The following is a 16,714-nucleotide window of genomic DNA, read 5'->3' as shown; positions in this document are numbered from 1 at the left end:
ATCAATAATATATGAAGCGTAGTATACGCACGGTAGGCCGACAAAAACTAACACAGGTTAAACACTTTTCAGGAATACCATCGTATAACCGGCCGATTACTACCATACTTGTATGGTATTTATATTTTATAACACATACAACCTGCGCTCAGTTGAACAACCGGGTCTTCGATCAGCGCTTTCGGCTCGATAGCATCCAAAAACTGAGTTTTCGCTTCACCAGTTTGGGATTTGTTCGAAATAATGAGTTTTTCGGCCCTATTGCCGACGGGTATACGCTCTTTGGTTACCAGCTCAATCCCCGGATTGCCTACCAGCCTGCGCCGAACGTAGTGCTGGAAGTCGGTGTGTTTTTCAGGAGCGATTTTGGTCAGGAACGGATTACACAAATCGCCCCGACGTTTACCGTCAAATTTCGCCACCGAAACTGGAATTACCTCTTTGGGACGTTGGAAGGGTCGGTAAGTCACAACCTGATCGAGCCGCTCTATAACTTTGAAAGGCTGCTGCAACAGCGCATCGAGAACGGCCTGCAAATTAACCACCAAACCAACCGCACCTTCTTTGACGGCTGGATCAGCTACCTCCAAAATACCCGGCCCGGTTATACGCGTCAGGAGCAGTTCTGGGGGGGCATTTCGGCGGAATTTTCGTTGCTATATTCTCCCGGTTTTCGGCTGAGCGTGCCGCTCCAGTTCACGGTTTTTCACGCTGGCGGTCAAAACATCATCAGCCCGCTGCCCGTCCGAACGGCCCTGAACGCGGCCGGCAGTCTGAGTTTGACGTGGCAGAACGAAGCGTCTGGTTTTCTGCGCTCGGCCCGGCTGGACACCTATGTGGCTGGCTATTCTGAAAATGCGGAAAAATCTTATTCCGGTGGCGCTCTTTATCCCAACCTGACCCTTCAGTTCAAACCACTGACGGTTCTGGTTAGCTACTGGCACGGAAATGCTTACCGGGCCGAACTGGGCGGTGATTTATACCAGAGCCTCTCGCGCCGGTACAACAGCACTTACGGCGAGCGCAACCGGCAACTTTTGATTCTACGGTTTTTAAAAGATATTCCGATCGCCGACGGCCTTTCGGTAGCCGTCCGTTTCGAGCCACATTATGATGCTGGGAACGGAAAATTTGAGCATTCGGAGGGGGTTTATATCACCTTTCGGCGGTAAAAAACCGGAAGAGTCTGCTACATTTGTCTATGGTTCGTAAAATCCTGCTGGCGCTTTTGGGCGTATGTATTGTGTTGGGAATCTGGTATCGCGACCTGATCGGGTATGGCTGGATGCAGGCAAAGGGGCAATTCCGGATTTTGTGGAACACGCGCCCGGTCGAAGCGGTGCTGGCCGATGCGTCAATTCCGGATTCTTTGAAGCAAAAAATTGAACTTATTCAGGAAATCAAACGTTATGCCGTTGATTCTCTGGGTATTAATCCTTCCAAAAACTACACGACTTTTTACGACCAGCACGGGCAACCGATTTTGTGGGTCGTAGTAGCTTCGGAAAAATACCGGCTTGTGGCCAAAGAATGGGAGTTCCCGGTCATCGGCACGTTTGCGTATAAAGGTTTTTTTGAACGTGACCGCGCCAATCAGGAACAGAACGAACTAAAACAACTGGGCTACGATACGCGTTTAAATGAAGTATCAGCCTGGTCGACGTTAGGATTTTTCCGTGACCCTATTTTGTCGTCCATGTTGAAACGATCGGAAGGGCAGTTGGCCGAGTTGATCATTCACGAACTGACGCATGGCACGCTGTTTGTGAAAGACAACCTGGAATACAACGAAAACCTCGCGGATTTTGTCGGTGAATACGGAGCCTTAAAATTTCTGACCCAGAAATACGGAGCCAACTCACCGGCGGCTCTCGGGTATCTGGATTCGAAGCAATACGGCGAAAAATACGATGAACATGTTCTGCGCGGAACCCGGAAACTTGATAGTTTATACGCTACTTACAACCCTCAAACACCCGAACGGGTCAGGGAGGAGAAGAAGTGGCAGTTGATCGGCCAGATTGTCGAAACCGTCGACACCCTGGAAACAAAGTCGCTGGCGGGCATACCAGTTCCTAAAAAGCGCCGGTTTAATCCGCAGAATTTGCCGAATAACGCGTACTTCGTGGGCTATAAAACCTACCGGCAGCAGCAGAACAGCTTCCGGCGCGAATTTGAAGAGAAGTTCAATAGCAATTTTAGTCAGTATCTGACGTATTTGAAAAAGACGTATCCGTCTTTATGAGTTTGATGACGGTTGAGCCACTTTTTTTGGCGGTTCATTCGTTTCCAGTTGGAAGTATCTATCTCTAATCCTGACATTTGCGGGGCCAAGGGTCAAGCGATCATGAAAAAAGTAGTCCTTATCCTATCCATCCTAACCAGTGCGGCTCTGTCGCAGGTGGCGCTGAAACCGGAAAATGCGTACCGTCGCGTACCCAATTCCAGTTTTGGGGCCGGTGAGCACCTGGAATATAAAGTCCATTACGGCATTTTCAACGCTGCGGAAGCGGTGGTCGATGTAGCTCCTACGCTTTATAAAGTCAACGAACGGCCTTGCTACCGCGTCAACGTGTATGGCCGAACCGTCGGTGCCTTCGACCTCGTCACCCGGATTCGCAACACCTGGCGGTCATACATCGACACGACGGCAATTCTGCCGCAGAAATTTTTTGCCCACATCGAAGAAGGCAATCACCGCAAGGAAGAGAACGTCACGTTCAATCACTTTGCCAATACCGTTCGGGCCGAAGAAAAAACCCAGAAGGATGTTTTTAAAGTGCCGGATAACGTTCACGACGTCATTAGCGGGTATTACTACTTACGAACCATCGACTTTAGCCGGGTCAACACGAACCAAACCATCGAAGTACCCGCTTTTTTCGACGATCAGGTCTACAACATGAAGGTACGGTATCGGGGTCGGGAGGTGGTTAAAACCCGGTTTGGTCACATCAATGCCATCAAACTGAATCCGGTTTTGCCGGAAAATAAATTGTTCAAAGGCGAGGATGCGATTCGGATCTGGGTATCGGACGATGCCAACAAAATTCCGGTAAAGATCGAGGTGGAATTGTGGGTGGGTTCCATGGAAATGGATCTGAAAAAACACTCCGGTTTACGCAACGACCTGAAATTTTTTAAGCAGTAAAGCCCCTACGAACGGCTCCTTCCAGCGCGGTTTTCCATCCAGAAACCCTACGAACCAAAGCCCGGGCGCAGGCGATAAACCACGGCAGATGGTCGTAGGTGATTTCGGTATAGGGGCGGCTTTCGGCCCCAAAGCTCTGGTAATACGCCTTCACCGACTCCGCTCCTACCGCCGGACTTTCGAAATCAAATTCCACAGGTTGTCCGGCAAATTCCTCAATAAGTTGATTGATCATCCACAACCGGGCCTGTTGCTTCCGCCCGGTCTGTGATGCGCCATTAAAAAGATAACTGATCCGGTCGCGATCCAGCACAAACAAGCCACCCGCTTCAGCGTTTTTTTCGCCTTCCTTTCGGGCCAGCCAGATGCGCGTCATTCCCCGGTATTTTAGTTGATCGACGGCTTTCATAAACCGGTCGTAGATTGTTAAATCCAGTTGAATACCACCGACTGCCTTTTCTTCGTTGTGTTCCCGATGCAGTTGAATCAGTAGCCGCATGTCCGGTTTTTCTTCTACCACCCAGCCCACATTGCGCGCCCGGTTGAGATTGGTTTTTCGGTCGGTTGCATAATGACGGTAGATTTCTTCATACGGTTTATTGAGCGGCAAAACGTGGTTAATACGCTCGATCACGGAAAAACCGGTCGGAAATCGCAGTTCGTTTTCATTTTTTTCGTTAAACCGGTACGAAACCACCCAGCGAAATGACCGGTTTAATTGATCGAAAAATTTGGAAGACCATGAAGCTAAATCGATTCCGGCCCGGCTGAAAATCCCCAGTTGCTGGCAGTAATCGGGTTGATAGGCATACCGTATCCCGTACTTTTTTTTGTAAACCACCGGCATCACGGCTACGTATTGTCCGCCCCGTTCGGCCACGATACCGCCCCACTGTGGAGCGCCGACGCCCGTGGTCAGGGCATCCAGGTACCACGAGAACGCATAGATCAGTCGTTGGGACGATTCGGCAACGCAATCATCCCAGCGAACCGCGTCGAGGTCAGCGCGGTCGAGATACCGGACGGTCATCGGGAGAGAAGCGTTTGCTGCAGCCATTGCTTCATCCGGTGCAAGAACCGCACCGAATCCGGCAATCGATTGCTGACCAGCCGAACATACGGCTCCGGTTCGGCCCCGAAACTTCGGTTAAAAGCCACCAGATTTTCGACTTCCGGACTTTCAAAATCAAAACAGAGCGGCTGCCCGGCGTATTCACGAATGAATTGATCCAGAATAACGGTTCGGGCGTTGCCCCTTCGCCCTTCCGGACTAGCCGCGCAGAACAAATGAATGATCCGGTTTACGTCCGTCACCAGCAGGCACCCCGCTTCGATCCGTCCGTTTTGCTTTGCCACCCGAATGGTTACCTGCTGCCGGTTTTGCAAAACCGCAACCAGTTGCCGAAGTTGACCATAGGCCTGGGGCGCAACGCGACCAATACCAGCGGTGTTGTGCTTCCGAAATAAGTCGATCAGCGGAGCAACATCGTCGGTATCGACAAACTCCCATTCGCGCTGCAAACCGCGTTTCAGGTTGTTTTTTCGATCTTTCGAATAGCCCGCAGCCAGTTCCGCATACGGTTTCCGGAGATTCAATACGTGATTTGTCAGGAAAATTGGTTGTAGTTCCGGCGCAACTAACCCGGCTGAATTGACGGCATTGAACTGATACGAAGGGATGTAGCGTATGTGCTGATGGAGGGCTTCCAAAAACCGGGGTAAAACCGAAGAATCCGGTGTTTCGCCAACCGAAAAGACGCCGAGCTGGTGGCAGAATAAAGGCTGAATAACGGACTTGACGCCATACCGTCTGCGAACCGGCAATGGCATCACTCGTTCATAATCACCTTCTACCAGCAACTCCCACCCCGGCGAAACGACGTCCAGATACCACGAAAACGCATACACCAGCCGCTGCGGAGAAAGGGCCACGCACCGATCATACGCGGCATCGTCGAGGTGTTGTCGGGAGAGCAGACGAACCAAAGGAGTTTAGAGTCTGGGGTTCATTACTTTAGGTAGTTAAGAATTAAGAGTTATGAGTTAATGCGTCAGCCAACTTTTAACTCATAACTCTTAATTCTTAACTTATTTCAACGAACCCTTCAGCTTTTCGACGGTTTCGCGGATTTGCGGGTTCGTGTTGGTGATGTCGCTGATCGTTTGAATGGCATGAATCACCGTGCTGTGGTCACGTCCTCCGAAGTGATAGCCAATCGATTTCAACGACAGTTCCGTCAGGTCTTTGGCCAGAAACATGGCAATCTGGCGCGGGAAAACGGCTTCTTTCTTCCGGCTTTTGCTTTTCAGATCAGAAACCGCGATTTTGAAATGATCGGCCACCACATCCTGAATGGTATCGATGGTCACTTCCTTGTCCGAGTCGATGATGAGGTTCCGGAGGGTGTTCCGCGCCAGATCCAGATCGATTTCCCGGCGGTTGAGCGACGCCTGTGCCATCAGCGACACAATGACGCCTTCCAGTTCGCGCACATTCGTGTTGATGCTGTGCGCCAGGTATTCGATGACGTTATGCTCGATAAAGATGCCTTCGGCCAGCAGTTTTTTCTGGATAATCGCCGTCCGTGTTTCCAGATCCGGCTGGGTCAGATCAGCCGTCAGTCCCTGCTTGAAGCGCGACTGAAGTCGGTCCTGCATGCCCTGCAAGTCGCGGGGGGCACGGTCGGACGTCATGATGATCTGCTTCTTGGCGCCGTGCAGGTGGTTGAAAATATGGAAAAACGTCTCCTGGGTTTTTTCTTTCCCCGCCCAAAACTGCACATCATCGATGATCAGCACGTCGACCTGCATGTAAAAACCCATGAAATCCCGCAGCGAATCGGTACGGATGGAGTTGATAAACTGGGTGGTAAACTTTTCGGAAGACACGTACAGGACGAATTTGTCCTGATTGTTATTTTTGATATAATTGCCGACGGCCTGCACCAGGTGCGTTTTGCCCAACCCAACCCCGCCGTAGATCATCAGCGGATTAAAGGCCGTGGTTCCCGGATTCTGGGCGATGGCGAAACCCGCCGAGCGGCCCAGCCGGTTGCAGTCGCCTTCAATAAAATTATCAAATGTATAGGCCGGATTCAGGTACGAATCCAGTTGCAGTGAGTCCAGGTCTTTCATTTCAAATGGACTCTTCAAAATATCGGCGTCGACGTTATCCGGTTTGGCATTTTGAGGTGACTTTGACGTCGGCACGTTGACTGTCAACGGCTTACTCCCTTCGTCACCTTTATCGACAATGATCGAATATTGCAATTGACCGTGATGACCGATGGCAAAGTCGAGCGCTTTTCGGAGTAAATGAACATAGTTTTCCTCCAGCCATTCGTAAAAGAACTGGCTAGGTACCTGGATGGTCAGTTCGCTTCCATTCAGGCGCAGGGGAACAATCGGCTCAAACCAGGTCCGAAAACTCTGGTCAGGAATGTTCTCCTGGATCACCTGCAGGCAGCGGTTCCAGACCGTCACTGCTTCACGCTGTATGCCGGGTACGGATATGTTCACAGTTTCATTTTACCTAATAATAAAGCCAAATTGCCCAAGACAATCAGCCCGGTGGGTGAAAAAAGGGAGACAAAAGTAGGAAAAAAAATAGAGCAGACAAGGTGACTTGCCAAACTCCGGCCGGATAAAAATACAGCCCCATTTTTTATCTATCAATACATTAAAATAGATTATCAAAATAATACAACCCAATAGTGAACAGTGAAGCCTCCCGCTGTGGCTTTACTCCGAAAAGACCTAACTTTGGAAAAGAATGGATTTGATGAATTCGATGGTTGAATGGTTGAAAATGGTTTGATGGTTAAAATGGTTTGATGGTTAAATGGCTAATGGCTGCTTGTGAAGGCCATCCTTTTTACCGTAAAACCATTCAACCATCAAACCATTCAACCCTTTTTAACCCTACAGCCCTTGATACTATGTTTTCTATAAAATCGCTCTTTCCGGCCGTTACGAAAGCGGAGTGGACCCGGCAGGTGGTGGCCGACCTAAAAGGAAAACCGGTTGAATCCCTGAAGCGGCTCACACCCGATGGCCTGGAGACGGAGCCGTTTTATACAAACGAAGATCTGGCGCAACTGCCACTTGCCACAAACCAGCAAAGCCAACAAACGGGCCGGTCGCTGGGCTGGCTGAATGTTCCTGGTGTGCGGTTTGAAACGGAAAGTGAGACCAATACAGTTCTGCGTACGGGGCTCACCAAAGGAGCCGATGGTTTTCTTCTTGATTTGACCGAGGCAAAAACCGAAGAAATTCAGTGGAGTCGGCTACTGCATGGCCTGAAACTGAGCGACACGCCAGTTTGGTTTCGCGTCGATGGGCAGTCGGAGAACGTGGCGATGGCGTTGAAACAGATTCTGCCGTATCAACTGAAAGGCGGAATTGTCGACGAACCGGTGAGCCGTTCCCTCCAGTCTGGCACCCATCCCGATGCAGCTCTGGCTCAAATGGCGGAAGCAACGCGCCTGACGCTGGATTCACCCCACTTTCGGACCATCACGGTCGGCAGCACGGTTTTTCACAACGCCGGGGCCACTGCCACGCAGGAACTGGCCTTTACGCTTAATTCGGTGGTGGAGGTCTTTGATCACCTCACCAACGCCGGTCTAACGATGGAACAACTGATTCCCAAAACCGCCCTAACGGTTTCGGTCGGAACGAGTTACTTCACCGAGATCGCCAAACTCCGCGCCCTCCGCATCCTCTGGCAACGCTTGTTACTTCATTATTCGATATTCGACCGCGTCGGCGGACCGATTCGCTATTCAATATTCATCCACGCCCAAACCTCCACCTTCTACGACGCCACGGCCACGCCTTACAACAACCTGCTCCGGGCCACGACGGAAGCCATGTCCGCCGTCATCGGGGGCTGCGATGCGCTGACCGTTCATCCGTATGACACGGTTTTCGGCGAACCCGATGAGTTTTCCACCCGCATTGCCCGGAACATTTCCATTTTGCTAAAAGAAGAAGCCCATCTGGACAAAACGCTCGACCCCTCGGCGGGTTCGTATTACCTCGAAACCCTGACGAACGAGTTGGTCGAATCGGCCTGGGCGTTGTTTCTGGACATCGAAAAGCGGGGCGGTTTGTTGAAAGCAACCGAAAGCGGTTTTGTTCCGGGCGAACTGGAGAAAGCGTACCAGGCCAAAGTGGAAGCAGTGAAGAACGGCCGGATTTTGGTGGGCGTGACGAAGTTTCGGGTTGATGAGGAGGTCAGGGTAGCCAAACCGGTAAAGTTTTTTGAAACCCTACCGGTTTTACGATTGCCCCAAGAATTCGAGTAATTTCCAGAAGAAAAAACCGGTATGAGACCTGATTTCAATACGCCACTTCACCAAACGACACCTGACAACCTTCCATCGTCAGTTAGCCCGTCGCGCCCTTTCATTACCTCCGAAGGCATCAAAATAAAACCGTACTACGAAGCCGCCGACCTTGCCGACGCCCAGCACCTGGGTTCCGTCGCCGGTATTCCTCCCTTCCTGCGCGGCCCCTACAGCAGCATGTACCTGACCCAGCCGTGGACGATCCGCCAGTATGCCGGTTTTTCGACCGCCGAAGCGTCCAATGCGTTCTACCGCCGGAATCTGGCGGCCGGGCAAAAAGGGCTTTCGGTCGCGTTCGATCTGGCGACTCACCGGGGCTACGATTCCGACCATCCGCGCGTGGTGGGTGATGTGGGCAAAGCCGGGGTTGCCATCGACACCGTGGAAGACATGAAGACGCTCTTCGACCAGATTCCGCTCGATCAGATGTCGGTGTCAATGACCATGAACGGGGCGGTTTTGCCCATTCTGGCGTTTTACATCGTGGCGGCAGAGGAACAGGGCGTCCGGCCGGAGCAATTGTCGGGCACCATTCAGAACGACATTCTGAAGGAGTTCATGGTACGGAACACGTACATCTATCCGCCCGAACCGTCGATGCGGCTGGTCGGCGATATTTTTGCGTATACGAGTCGCTACATGCCCAGGTTCAACTCTATCAGCATCAGCGGCTACCACATGCACGAAGCGGGCGCGCCCGCCCATATTGAACTGGCTTATACGCTGGCCGATGGCCTGGAATACATCCGAACCGGTTTGAAAGCCGGGATGAGCATCGATGATTTTGCACCCCGCCTGTCGTTTTTCTGGGGAATCGGCATGAACCATTTTATGGAAATTGCCAAAATGCGGGCGGCCCGGGTGCTTTGGGCCACGCTGATCCGGCAATTTGAGCCCAAAAATTCGAAGTCGCTGGCGTTGCGAACCCATTGCCAGACCAGTGGCTACAGCCTGACGGAACAGGACCCGTTCAACAATGTGGCCCGGACGTGTGTCGAAGCGCTGGCGGCTGTGCTGGGGCATACGCAATCGCTGCACACGAATTCGCTGGACGAAGCCATTGCGCTGCCCACCGATTTTTCGGCGCGGATTGCCCGAAATACGCAGCTTTATCTGCAATACGAAACCGACGTGACGTCCGTGGTCGATCCGTGGGGTGGTTCGTATTACGTCGAATCGTTAACCGATCAGTTGATTCAGAAAGCCTGGGCGCTGATTCAGGAAGTGGAAACCCTGGGCGGCATGACCAAAGCGATTGAAACCGGCCTGCCCAAACTCCGCATCGAGGAAGCGGCCGCCCGCAAACAGGCCCGGATCGATTCCGGCAAAGATGTCATTGTCGGCGTCAACCAATACCGCCCCGATTCGGAAAAGGAACTGGAATTGCTGGAAGTCGATAACCAGGCCGTTCGGGAAGGACAGATCCGGCGGATTAATGAGGTGAAAGCCCGGCGGAACCAGGCCAAAGTGGAAGCCGCGCTGGAAGCGATTACCGAAGCCGCTCAAATCCCCCCCCGCCCCCTAAAAGAGGAGTCTACACCCCCTTTAGGGGGATGGGGGGCAACCAACCTCCTGACCCTCGCCATCGAAGCTGCCCGCCACCGCGCCACGTTAGGAGAAATTTCATACGCTATGGAAAAAGCATTTAGCCGTCACAAGGCCACGATTCGTTCTGTGTCGGGCATCTATTCCGCCGAGGTGTCGGATGATGAAAATTTCCGGCTCGCCCGTCAGCTCACCGACCGGTTTGCCGAGCGGGAAGGCCGCCGTCCACGGATTCTGGTGGCCAAAATGGGGCAGGATGGCCACGACCGGGGGGCCAAGGTCATTGCCACCAGCTTTGCCGACCTGGGCTTCGATGTGGATATGGGGCCGCTGTTTCAGACGCCGGAGGAAGTGGCCCGTCAAGCCGCCGAAAACGACGTTCACCTCGTGGGCGTGTCGAGTCTGGCCGCCGGGCATAAAACGCTGGTGCCGCAACTGATCGAAGAATTGAAAACCATTGGCCGCGACGACATCATGGTCATTGCCGGGGGCGTTATTCCCGCGCAGGACTACCAGTTTCTGTATGATGCGGGGGTCAAAGGCGTTTTCGGGCCGGGAACGGTTATTTCAATAGCAGCTCAGAAAATATTGAAGGAGCTGATGCCCGAGTTAGGTCAGCCCTAGATCGTAAACCGTTTTTTCGTATTTTTATAAAAATTGATTTTCACTATGATCACAAGCCGCGTTGCTGATTTACTGGAAGCGCCGGATGCCAAACTGGTTATCGAACGGGCACAGGCTATATTGAACGACGAAGCACAACGGCGTAAAGAATTCCGTGAGTGGCTGCGCGATGATGTAAAAGCGGAATTTATAAATGGTGTGGTTGTGATGCACTCGCCGGTTAAAAGAAGGCACCTTGAAGCTTCCAAATACCTGGTCAATTTGCTTCAAAATTATGTCACTGTTCACAATTTAGGTGAAGTCGATTTTGAAAAAGCGCTGGTTGCCTTATCCCGAAACGACTACGAACCCGATATTTGCTACTGGAACAAAGAAATAGCGGCATCGTTTCACGACGATCAGATGGAACATCCCGCCCCGGATCTCATTGTTGAAATTCTCTCCCGAACCACCACCGGGCGCGATCGCGCAACGTCCGTTGGGGGAATAAAATTCGAAGACTATGCGGCCCACGGCGTCCGGGAGTATTGGATGATAGACCCGGTTCGGCAATCACTGGAGCAGTATAAACTGGACGAGGATTTGATGGCTTTTGAAGAAGTTGCGGTTCTTTTTGTGAATGACACCCTCGAAAGTCTGACGATTCCCGGTTTCCGGATTCCGGTTCGGGCTATTTTCGATAAAAGTGTGAACCTGATTACCCTGCAAGTGTTAATCAGGGAATAAAGACCGATCAATCCCGCACCGGAAAACGCCCCAATTGACCTTCCAGGTCCGAAATAGCCCGCTCCAGCTCATCGTTGTTGGGACTGACCGACAACCAGAAAGGTTTGTAGGGATCGCTGTACCAATCCGGGGCCGCTTCCTGATCGAGCTTGATCCCGAATGAATACCCACTCAAGCCCTTCGACGAATTGCTAAAGCCCAGGCACGGTTCTACAAACGAAAGCCGGGGAGAAAGCTCCCGCTGAGAAACCACTGATCGCATCCAGTTGATCAGCAACTCAATTTCCCAGGTCGACAACAGGGGTGCCGTCGTCGTATACTCTTTGTTTCGGTACCGGGTTTTTAAACTGATCAACAGCCAGTTACGATCCATAAAATACTGCGAATCGCTGTATTCATAGTCCAGGATATCGAGTTCAAAAGAAGCTTCGGGGCCAGTCAGTTTCATGGGTTAGAAAATCAGGCGGTCTGTTTGCGGCAAACCGAAGTACAATCAACACAATCTTACAGCGCAGTTCAGGCACGGGGCAGCCAGGGCAAATCGCAGAACCGAATCAGGAAAAAACCGGGTCTCAACCGAAAGCCAGTAGCCATTCAAACACAACCAACACGTAGGGATAAACGTAAAGTAAAAATACAAAAGGGATAGAATTTTATAGCATTTTCCGTTTAAAAAATTTAACTAGGCGAGAAATAATTCAACGTCACCTCTTTATCGTCGGATAAACGAAATTAAGTAGGGACTGTACACGAACATTTTTTTTGTGTTATTGGAATAGTCGTTAATTTCACCTGTCCAAACTTCCTGTGAAGATACAGTTCACCACAAGCCATTGACTTTATGTCTACCAAACGAGTACTGATTGCCGAAGACAGCTCCGTTATCCAGAACCTTGCCCGTAAAATTCTTGAATTCCAGAATTACGACATCACCTCCGTTAAAAACGGGGAGCAGGTCTTGCAAATTCTGGAAAAGGAAGATTTCAGCATCATCCTGCTGGATATTAACATGCCCGTGATGGATGGCATGGAGTGCGTACGCCGGGTGCGGGCGCTCGCCGACAAGGAAAAAGCCGCGGTTCCCGTTGTAGCCATCACCGGAAACGCGAAAAATTATACGGAGGAAGAATTTAAAACCGCCGGTTTCAACGATGTTCTGGTGAAACCGCTGAACTTCGACCGGCTGGTCGAAGTCGTGAATCAGCTAACGGATAAATAAGGTGTGAAGAAATGGAGGAGTGTCTGTTCAATCACTCCTCCACTCTTCCTTCCTTCAATCCTTATGATTGTTACACTCCTCGGAACAGGAACATCCTCCGGTGTGCCGCTGATTGGTTGTGCGTGTGACGTATGCCGCTCGATTGACTTCCGGGACAAACGGTTGCGGACCTCCGTTCATCTTGACATTGATGGAAAAAGCTTCGTTGTCGATACCGGCCCGGATTTTCGACAGCAGATGTTACGCACCGGTATCCAACGACTCGATGCGGTGCTGTTTACGCACGAACACAAAGACCATACCGCCGGGCTGGACGAAGTTCGGGCTTACAACTTTCTCCAGGGGCAGGATGTTCCCGTCTACGCCCACCAGCGCGTTCTGAACCAGCTTCAGACTGAATACGCCTACATCTTCGCCGAAAAAAAGTACCCCGGCATTCCGCGTCTCCAGTTGAACGAGATCAGGAACGAGCCGTTTGAAATTGAGGGTGTTCTGTTTACGCCCATCGACGTATTACACCATCGCTTACCGGTTTTTGGTTACCGCATTCATAACTTCACCTACCTGACCGACCTCAATTATATTTCCGACGAAGAGCTGGAAAAGGTGTACGGAACGCGGATTCTGGTGCTGGATGCCCTGCAAATCGAGCCCCATATTTCCCACTTCACGCTCGAACAGGCCCTCGCTCTGGTGGAGCGGATTCGGCCGGAACAAACCTATTTTGTCCACATGAGCCACAAAATTGGTCTTCACCGGGAAGTCGAAAAACGATTGCCGCCGTCGATCCGACTGGGTTACGATGGGTTAAAAATTGAACTGTAGGCGATCTCACCCCAACCGATCCACCATCTCGATGCACGCCCGGCCGTTGTGATACGGGCATTTCCACATGCTGATTTTGGTATTTCCGAGTATTTTGTGGTTTTCGTCAATGCCGCTATACCACTCGCCGTTCTTCTTGTCGAGCATATAGGCTTTTATGAAGTCCCACGTTTTCAGTGACTTATCCAGAAACTGCTGCTCCTTGGTTAACTGATACGCATTCATAAAACCGACCATGGCCTCGGCCATCACCCACCACGAGCGTTCGCGGTTCACATGGTTTTCTTTGGGATCATACTCGTAGTTCATCCCGCCGTCGGCTTCCAGGCCGGTGGCAGCCGCCCGCGCCATTTTTACAGAAAGCGTCTTGATGCGTTTGATCAACGCTTCGTCGTGCAGGGCTTCGGCCGATTCGACCAGCAGCCAGGAGGCTTCAATGTCGTGGCCGTAGGAAATGGCGGTTTTCCGGACCTTCCAGTCGTCGTCCATGAACAGATTCATCCGGTACGTTTTCGGATCGATAATGTATTTCTCAAAATTACCGATCAAGCCATGAATCTGCTGGTTCAGACCCTTATCCGGCCAGGCGCGGTAAAGGTTAGTGAATGCCTCCAAAATGTGGAGGTGCGTATTCATGGTTTTGCTTTCGTGATTGTCTTTTTTGCTGATCACGTAGTCGTCGGCCATGCCCGACCAGTCGCGGGTCATCGACTCGTAAAAGCCGCCCCGTTTGGGATCGTAGGCGTGTTTGATCATGCGTCCGTAAATCTCTTTCGCAAAATCCAGGGCGGGCTGGTGTTTGGTGGCCCGGTAATATTCGCTCAATCCGTAGATCGCAAACGCCTGACCGTATTGTTGCTTGAAGGTCTGCTGCGGCTCGCCTTTGTAGTCGACGGCCCAGTACACCCCGCCTTGCTCCTTATCCCGAAAATATTTTTCGATGTAGTTGTAGGCACGTTCGGCGTAAGGCAGGTATTCGTCGTGCTGCATGTGCCGGGCGGCAGCGGCAAACGTCCACAGAATGCGGCTGTTGAGCACAATGCCTTTGGCGGCATCGGTTTTTGGCACATTCTGATAATTGACCTGCCCGTAATACCCCGCAACCGGATCGGGGCCGTATTTCTGCCAATAGGCCAGAATGTCTTTTAATTCCTGATTGAGTTCCTGACGGATCGCTCGAAGGTCAACCATACCAAGCTTAGGAAAGTATAAAGAAATAGCGAATACTGAACATTGAATAACGAATATCGAACAATGCCGTGAATTTATCTACTCCGCCCCTCGATATTCGTTATTCAGTGTTCGTTATTCGATATTCTTTTAACTACTACCCTAATTTCCCGAATCACTTCCGCTCCGGGACTTACTATGGCCGCTGTGTCCGTGTCCTCCACGCTCCTCCTGCAATTCGGCCTTCGTTTTGCCAGTGTGGTCTTCTTCAGGCTCCTGCTTGGTTTTATGCTGATTGGATCGGCTTTGCGCCATGTTTGGCGTTTGGCCGGATGTATCCCGGGCGTTGTAATTCCGGTTATTATCGGAACCGGGCTGCTTGTCGTTCGAACCGGGGAGGTTCGTGGTTTTGTTGTGTGCCATGAGTACAGATAATTTGGTACAAGAATTGAACCGGTAGTAGGGAAAATTGTTTGGAGCGGTACTTTTGTACCCTATGCACACCAATTACTATTTTCTCCGTCAGCTTGCTCCTGCCCTGAAACCGCATTTGGTTGGCCTGAAACTCATGGAATGTTTCAGCCAGGATCGGGACGAACTGGTGCTGGTGTTTGCCCACGCCCGGGGGAAAGTCAATTTTTACCGCCCGTTTTTCATTAAAGCCACCCTTCGACCCGATTTTTCGGGCCTGCTGTTTCCCGAAACCATTCAACGCGCCCGCATCAACAGCGTCGATCTGTTCGAGAATTTGTATGACCAGCCGGTGATCGACGTCCGCTCGTTTCTGAACGAACGCTGTCTGGCCATCACGCTGGAAGGCGGTTTTACGTTGCTGTTCAAATTCTTTGGAAACCGCCCCAATCTGCTGATCTTTTCGGATGATGCGGTGATCGACCTGTTCAACAACAAACTGGCGGCCGACACGCAACTCGTTCTGTCGGCTCTCAACCGGCCGCTTGATCAATCCTGGGAAGCCTACCAACAAAGCGGTTTCGACCACCGGAAGCCGTTTCCGACCTTTGGGAAACTTGTCAATGCGTATCTGGAGGAAAAAGGCATCAACGAAAAAGACGAAAGCGGGAAGTGGGACTTGATTCAGGAAACTGTGCGGCAACTGGAACAACCGCGCTTTTACCTCACGACCTTCCAACACAAACCGGCGCTATCCCTTCTGCTTTACGGCGAACCCATCCGGCAGGAATTTACCGATCCGCTCGAAGCCAGCAACCGGTTTTTCGCCAGCTTTATGGGGCAAAATACGCTGGAACGCGAGAAAGGCGAAGCCCTGCGGTTATTGGAAAAGCGGCTGAAACGCACCAAAGCCTCCATCGACGCCAACCTGCAACGGCTCATTGGCCTGGACGAATCAGTTAAGAATGAAGAGGTTGCCAACATCCTGATGGCCAATCTGCACCAGATTCCCGAAAGTCCGGGGGCGCGTTCGCCGGAGGTGGTGGAACTGGAGGATTTTTACCGGAACAAACCGATTAAAATCAAGCTAAAAACCGATCTCAGTCCCCAGAAAAACGCCGAACACTATTACCGGAAAGCAAAAAACGAGAAAATTGAAACCGGTATTCTTCAGGAACAAATCGAAAACCGGGAGTTGGAAGTTCAGCAGCTTCAGAAGCAAATCGACCTGATTCAACCCGTGGAATCGCTGCGGGAGTTGCGGAAATACCTGAAAAAGAATCCGATCAACGAAGAAAAAGCCGCCGACGGAACCGCCCCTCTGTTCAAACAGGTGATGCACGAAGGTTTTGTGATTTTGATTGGCCGCAATTCGAAAAACAATGATTTGCTGACGCAGCAATACGCCTACAAAGACGATCTGTGGCTGCACGCCCGCGACGTGCCGGGTTCGCACGTCGTGATTAAATACAAAGCCGGGAAGACGTTTCCCAAAACCGTGATCGAACGGGCGGCTGAACTGGCGGCCTGGTATTCCAAACGCCGGACGGATTCGCTCTGCCCGGTGATTTATACACCCAAAAAATTCGTCCGCAAACCCAAAGGGCTGGCGGCCGGTCAGGTGAAAGTCGAAAAAGAAGAAGTGATTCTGGTGGTGCCGAAAGACGAAGGATTGCTCAAAACCGCTTAACC

At 51.4% G+C, this 16,714-nt stretch carries 15 protein-coding genes; 9 read left to right on the top strand and 6 right to left on the bottom strand.

Annotated elements, in window-relative coordinates; genetic code table 11:
• Positions 1 to 152: 152 nt before the first annotated feature.
• From F0P93_RS29520 to F0P93_RS29510, 3 genes are all read left to right on the top strand, one after another.
• Complete coding sequence (locus tag F0P93_RS29520; protein WP_150881400.1) at positions 153 to 1,172, top strand: lipid A deacylase; 1,020 nt, start codon at positions 153 to 155, stop codon at positions 1,170 to 1,172.
• Between the two features lie 29 nt (positions 1,173 to 1,201).
• Positions 1,202 to 2,245: an aminopeptidase gene (locus F0P93_RS29515; protein ID WP_150881399.1), complete on the top strand. Its 1,044-nt coding sequence runs from the start codon at positions 1,202 to 1,204 to the stop codon at positions 2,243 to 2,245.
• Between the two features lie 102 nt (positions 2,246 to 2,347).
• A complete protein-coding gene (locus F0P93_RS29510) occupies positions 2,348 to 3,151 on the top strand; it encodes a DUF3108 domain-containing protein (protein ID WP_150881398.1) in 804 nt (267 codons plus the stop codon).
• Here F0P93_RS29510 and F0P93_RS29505 read toward each other — a convergent pair.
• From F0P93_RS29505 to dnaA, 3 genes are all read right to left on the bottom strand, one after another.
• Entirely contained in the window at positions 3,141 to 4,208 is a 1,068-nt protein-coding gene (locus F0P93_RS29505; RefSeq protein WP_150881397.1) for a GNAT family N-acetyltransferase, read from the bottom strand. The two genes, F0P93_RS29510 and F0P93_RS29505, sit on opposite strands and share 11 nt — an antisense overlap.
• Positions 4,178 to 5,137 carry a GNAT family N-acetyltransferase gene (locus F0P93_RS29500; protein ID WP_150881396.1) on the bottom strand — a complete coding sequence of 320 codons (960 nt, stop codon included), beginning with the start codon at positions 5,135 to 5,137 and terminating at the stop codon, positions 4,178 to 4,180. The genes F0P93_RS29505 and F0P93_RS29500 overlap by 31 nt, the downstream gene beginning before the upstream one ends.
• Before the next feature lie 102 nt (positions 5,138 to 5,239).
• On the bottom strand, positions 5,240 to 6,649 hold the full coding sequence (gene dnaA / locus F0P93_RS29495; RefSeq protein ID WP_150881492.1) for a chromosomal replication initiator protein DnaA: 1,410 nt from the start codon (positions 6,647 to 6,649) through the stop codon (positions 5,240 to 5,242).
• Between the two features lie 440 nt (positions 6,650 to 7,089).
• On the opposite strand from dnaA, the gene F0P93_RS29490 reads away from it, so the two are divergent.
• The 3 genes from F0P93_RS29490 to F0P93_RS29480 are packed head-to-tail and all read left to right on the top strand — an operon-like array spanning position 7,090 to position 11,397.
• Positions 7,090 to 8,460, top strand: coding sequence for a methylmalonyl-CoA mutase family protein (locus F0P93_RS29490; RefSeq protein ID WP_150881395.1), 1,371 nt, complete (start codon positions 7,090 to 7,092; stop codon positions 8,458 to 8,460).
• A gap of 21 nt (positions 8,461 to 8,481) precedes the next feature.
• Positions 8,482 to 10,671: a methylmalonyl-CoA mutase gene (gene scpA / locus F0P93_RS29485; RefSeq protein WP_150881394.1), complete on the top strand. Its 2,190-nt coding sequence runs from the start codon at positions 8,482 to 8,484 to the stop codon at positions 10,669 to 10,671.
• Between the two features lie 45 nt (positions 10,672 to 10,716).
• Positions 10,717 to 11,397: a Uma2 family endonuclease gene (locus tag F0P93_RS29480; RefSeq protein WP_150881393.1), complete on the top strand. Its 681-nt coding sequence runs from the start codon at positions 10,717 to 10,719 to the stop codon at positions 11,395 to 11,397.
• Between the two features lie 7 nt (positions 11,398 to 11,404).
• On the opposite strand, the gene F0P93_RS29475 is transcribed toward F0P93_RS29480, so the two are convergent.
• Positions 11,405 to 11,845 (bottom strand): WapI family immunity protein, encoded by a 441-nt coding sequence (locus F0P93_RS29475; RefSeq protein ID WP_150881392.1) that lies wholly within the window; start codon positions 11,843 to 11,845, stop codon positions 11,405 to 11,407.
• Between the two features lie 393 nt (positions 11,846 to 12,238).
• Between F0P93_RS29475 and F0P93_RS29470 the strand changes: the two genes are divergently transcribed.
• Both F0P93_RS29470 and F0P93_RS29465 read left to right on the top strand, forming a co-directional pair.
• Entirely contained in the window at positions 12,239 to 12,616 is a 378-nt protein-coding gene (locus F0P93_RS29470) for a response regulator (protein ID WP_124906585.1), read from the top strand.
• A gap of 63 nt (positions 12,617 to 12,679) precedes the next feature.
• Entirely contained in the window at positions 12,680 to 13,441 is a 762-nt protein-coding gene (locus tag F0P93_RS29465; RefSeq protein WP_150881391.1) for an MBL fold metallo-hydrolase, read from the top strand.
• A gap of 6 nt (positions 13,442 to 13,447) precedes the next feature.
• On the opposite strand, the gene F0P93_RS29460 is transcribed toward F0P93_RS29465, so the two are convergent.
• Complete coding sequence (locus F0P93_RS29460) at positions 13,448 to 14,632, bottom strand: AGE family epimerase/isomerase (RefSeq protein ID WP_150881390.1); 1,185 nt, start codon at positions 14,630 to 14,632, stop codon at positions 13,448 to 13,450.
• Positions 14,633 to 14,773: 141 nt separating this feature from the next.
• On the bottom strand, positions 14,774 to 15,034 hold the full coding sequence (locus F0P93_RS29455) for a hypothetical protein (RefSeq protein ID WP_150881389.1): 261 nt from the start codon (positions 15,032 to 15,034) through the stop codon (positions 14,774 to 14,776).
• Positions 15,035 to 15,107: 73 nt separating this feature from the next.
• Between F0P93_RS29455 and F0P93_RS29450 the strand changes: the two genes are divergently transcribed.
• Positions 15,108 to 16,712 carry an NFACT RNA binding domain-containing protein gene (locus tag F0P93_RS29450; RefSeq protein ID WP_150881388.1) on the top strand — a complete coding sequence of 535 codons (1,605 nt, stop codon included), beginning with the start codon at positions 15,108 to 15,110 and terminating at the stop codon, positions 16,710 to 16,712.
• Positions 16,713 to 16,714 lie beyond the last annotated feature (2 nt).

The organism is Larkinella humicola (genome assembly GCF_008727875.1).
Lineage (GTDB): Bacteria > Bacteroidota > Bacteroidia > Cytophagales > Spirosomataceae > Larkinella > Larkinella humicola.
The sequence above is the reverse complement of the archived record's forward strand: the minus strand, read 5'-3'. Positions and strand labels throughout refer to the sequence as shown.

What these genes read in the sequence shown, in the direction of transcription:
- F0P93_RS29515 (WP_150881399.1), top strand. Translation starts at nt 1,202, where the DNA reads ATGGTTCGTAAAATCCTGCTGGCGCTTTTGGGCGTATGTATTGTGTTG.
- F0P93_RS29510 (WP_150881398.1), top strand. Translation starts at nt 2,348, where the DNA reads ATGAAAAAAGTAGTCCTTATCCTATCCATCCTAACCAGTGCGGCTCTG.
- F0P93_RS29505 (WP_150881397.1), bottom strand. Translation starts at nt 4,208, where the DNA reads ATGGCTGCAGCAAACGCTTCTCTCCCGATGACCGTCCGGTATCTCGAC.
- F0P93_RS29490 (WP_150881395.1), top strand. Translation starts at nt 7,090, where the DNA reads ATGTTTTCTATAAAATCGCTCTTTCCGGCCGTTACGAAAGCGGAGTGG.
- scpA (WP_150881394.1), top strand. Translation starts at nt 8,482, where the DNA reads ATGAGACCTGATTTCAATACGCCACTTCACCAAACGACACCTGACAAC.
- F0P93_RS29480 (WP_150881393.1), top strand. Translation starts at nt 10,717, where the DNA reads ATGATCACAAGCCGCGTTGCTGATTTACTGGAAGCGCCGGATGCCAAA.
- F0P93_RS29475 (WP_150881392.1), bottom strand. Translation starts at nt 11,845, where the DNA reads ATGAAACTGACTGGCCCCGAAGCTTCTTTTGAACTCGATATCCTGGAC.
- F0P93_RS29470 (WP_124906585.1), top strand. Translation starts at nt 12,239, where the DNA reads ATGTCTACCAAACGAGTACTGATTGCCGAAGACAGCTCCGTTATCCAG.
- F0P93_RS29465 (WP_150881391.1), top strand. Translation starts at nt 12,680, where the DNA reads ATGATTGTTACACTCCTCGGAACAGGAACATCCTCCGGTGTGCCGCTG.
- F0P93_RS29460 (WP_150881390.1), bottom strand. Translation starts at nt 14,632, where the DNA reads ATGGTTGACCTTCGAGCGATCCGTCAGGAACTCAATCAGGAATTAAAA.
- F0P93_RS29455 (WP_150881389.1), bottom strand. Translation starts at nt 15,034, where the DNA reads ATGGCACACAACAAAACCACGAACCTCCCCGGTTCGAACGACAAGCAG.
- F0P93_RS29450 (WP_150881388.1), top strand. Translation starts at nt 15,108, where the DNA reads ATGCACACCAATTACTATTTTCTCCGTCAGCTTGCTCCTGCCCTGAAA.